The 3051-nt window shown below is 64.2% G+C and carries 3 protein-coding genes and 1 pseudogene; all 4 read right to left on the minus strand.

Annotated elements, in window-relative coordinates:
* The coding region (locus ACK41X_RS23210; RefSeq protein WP_409728622.1) for a TonB-dependent receptor plug domain-containing protein at nucleotides 1–902 on the minus strand (902 nt) is incomplete at its 3' end.
* A 193-nt stretch (nucleotides 903–1095) separates the two neighbouring features.
* Entirely contained in the window at nucleotides 1096–2400 is a 1305-nt protein-coding gene (gene hslU / locus ACK41X_RS23215; protein WP_409728625.1) for an ATP-dependent protease ATPase subunit HslU, read from the minus strand.
* Nucleotides 2397–2936: a GNAT family N-acetyltransferase gene (locus ACK41X_RS23220; protein WP_409728628.1), complete on the minus strand. Its 540-nt coding sequence runs from the start codon at nucleotides 2934–2936 to the stop codon at nucleotides 2397–2399. The genes hslU and ACK41X_RS23220 overlap by 4 nt, the downstream gene beginning before the upstream one ends.
* Nucleotides 2926–3051, minus strand: a pseudogene (locus ACK41X_RS23225) (HslU--HslV peptidase proteolytic subunit); the annotation flags it as partial. The pseudogene ACK41X_RS23225 and the gene ACK41X_RS23220, both read right to left, overlap by 11 nt.

Here is a 3051-nt window from a genome sequence, read left to right on the forward strand (position 1 = left end):
ACCCGGTAAAGGCTCTCGAAGCTGGTATAGGCAAACCCGAAATAGCCGCGATCGAAAACGAAAGAGCCGCCGATCGAATTGCCATTCGACTTGTGTGCGGAGTTCGGCTGCCATTGTCCGACGAACGGTGCGGGCGGCTCCGGGAACAGATACGGATAGGACGGGATCTTGTAGTCGCCCGAGTTGCGCCCCCAGATGTCGGCGTGAATGGCGAAATTTCCGCCACCGGCATCGAGCAGCACCGCGCCTTCGCGGCCGCGGTCCACCGTGGTGATGGCGCTGCGTCCTTCGAGCGCGAGGCCCCGTTGCGGGATCGCGGTGGGGATGCGGTTGTTTTCGGCATTGACCACGCCGCCGATCGCCTGGGAGCCGTACCGCAAGGTCGCGGGACCGCGGATCACCTCAACGGTCTGCGCCGCAAGCGGATCGAGCGGCACGGCATGATCCTCGCCGATTTCTGAAACACCGCTGGAGCCGATGCCATTTTCCTGGATGCGCACCCGGTAATTGTCGAGACCGCGCACGATCGGCCGCGACGCTGCGCCCGGCGCGAAGCCCGACGCGGTGATGCCCGGCTTCTCCTGCAGGATTTCGCCAAGGGTCTGGCCGGTGGCGCGGTCGATCTCGCCGCGCGGCATCACGGTCACGGTCGCGAACTGGTCGGCAACGATCGGCAACGTGCCTTGATAGAGTTCGGGGGCCGGAGGCGGCGTTGCGGCATCGAACGCGATATCGGGCGCGGTGTCGCGCGGGCCCGGGGTCGGGGTGGGGGTAACAGGGCGGCGGATGATCGGGCTTGCGGTCACGGTGATGGCCGGCAGCTCGACCGATTGCGCCGCCGCCGGAGCAGCTGGAAGTGGCAGTGAAATCAGAGCAATAGCAGCAACACGGCGCACGGCCATCGGCAAGTCCCCCATCCCCATTTCTGTTATAATATAACATATCATCAACTGCGCCTGTCAACGAATTGTCCGGTTGCGCTGGTGACATGGCGGAAGGATTGGCGCGTGCGATGCCGAAGCGCCACGCCGTCCGGGGCGGCGCTGACTTGGCCAGAACCGCAGACGTTCGTGCGCGCCAGACGGGCGGGCGGCGCTACAAAATGAATCGGCTCAGATCGGCATTCTTGGCAAGATCGCCGATATTCTTCTGCACATAGGCGCCGTCGACGGTCAGCGTCTCGCCGCTGCGGTCGGTGGCGGTGAAGGAAATCTCGTCGAGTACGCGCTCCATCACGGTCTGCAGCCGACGCGCGCCGATATTCTCCACACTCGCATTCACCGACACCGCAATATCGGCAATGGCGTCGATGGCGTCGTCGGTAAAGTTCAGCGTCACGCCCTCAGTGCCCATCAGGGCGACATATTGCTTGATCAGCGAGGCTTCGGTGTCGGTCAGGATTCGGCGGAAATCCTCGCGGGTGAGCGGGCGCAACTCGACGCGGATCGGCAGCCGGCCCTGCAATTCGGGCAACAGGTCCGAGGGCTTCGAGACATGGAAAGCGCCCGAGGCAATGAACAGGATATGATCGGTCTTGACCGGGCCGTGCTTGGTCGAGACCGTGGTGCCCTCGATCAGCGGGAGGAGATCGCGCTGTACGCCCTCGCGCGACACATCGCCGCCGACGCGGCCGTCGCGCGCCGTGATCTTGTCGATCTCGTCGAGGAACACGATGCCGTTCTGCTCGACCGCGCGCACCGCCTCCTGCACCAGCATGTCGGTATCGAGCAGCTTGTCGGCTTCCTCGTTGACCAGGATGTCGTGCGATTCGGCGACGGTGAGGCGGCGCGTCTTCGCCTTGCCGCCAAGCTTGCCGAAAATGTCGCCGATCGAGATCGCGCCCATCTGCGCGCCGGGCATTCCCGGAATATCGAACATCGGAAAACCGCCGCCGCCGGACTGAACCTCGACCTCGATCTCCTTATCGTTCAGTTCGCCGTTGCGCAGCTTCCTGCGAAATGCCTCCTTGGTGGTCTGGCTGGCATTCTCGCCGACCAGCGCATTGACCACGCGATCCTCCGCCGCAGCTTCGGCGCGCGCGATCACGTCCTTGCGCTTTTTCTCGCGGGTCTGGCCGATCGCGACCTCGACGAGGTCGCGCACGATCTGCTCCACGTCGCGGCCGACATAGCCGACCTCGGTGAATTTGGTGGCTTCGATCTTGAGAAACGGTGCGCCGGCAAGCTTTGCGAGACGGCGGGAGATTTCGGTCTTGCCAACGCCGGTCGGCCCGATCATCAGGATGTTTTTGGGCAGCACTTCCTCGCGCAGCTTCTCGTCGAGCTGCAGCCTGCGCCAGCGGTTGCGCAAGGCGATGGCAACGGCACGCTTGGCCTCATGCTGGCCGATGATGAAGCGGTCCAGCTCGGACACGATTTCGCGGGGGGAGAAGTCGGTCATATCGTCTCGTTCACATTCGAATCGTGCTGCATGATCAGCGCATCGCCGGTGCGGCCCCGCAAATGCGGCACCGGCCGGAAACCGGCCTTGGTATAGGCGCGCACCGCGCGCACATTCTTCGGATCAGGATCGATGATGATGGTCTCGTGCCCCTGCGCGCGCAGCATGCGCACGAATGCCGCAAGCGCGGCCGAGCCGATGCCCTTGGAAAGCGCGTCCGGATCGCCGAGCGACAGGTCGACGCCGATCGATTCCGGCGGCAGCTCCATCAGCCATGGGTGATCCTTGACCCATTGCGCGTTCTGATGGTGGCCGACGTACCAGTACTGGATATAGCCGACCGGGAGGCCGTCGAGCTCGATCAGGAATGGCCGCGTGGTGTCGCGGCCCTCGACCATGTCGCGGATGAAACCAAACTCTTCGTCCGGATCGCCCCACCATTCGCGCAGATGCGGCGCAGCAAGCCACGCGCGCAGCAGCGCATAATGCTCACGCTGCACCGGAACGAAGGCGATCGATGCCGGATCAGGCCGCATCGAGCGTTTCCACCGTGACGCTGCGGTTGGTATAGACGCAGATATCGGCGGCGATATCGAGCGATTTGCGCACGATCTCCTCCGCCGATAGCGGACCGTCGGCGAGCGCACGCGC

Source organism: Pseudorhodoplanes sp. (assembly GCF_046289595.1).
GTDB lineage: Bacteria > Pseudomonadota > Alphaproteobacteria > Rhizobiales > Xanthobacteraceae > Pseudorhodoplanes.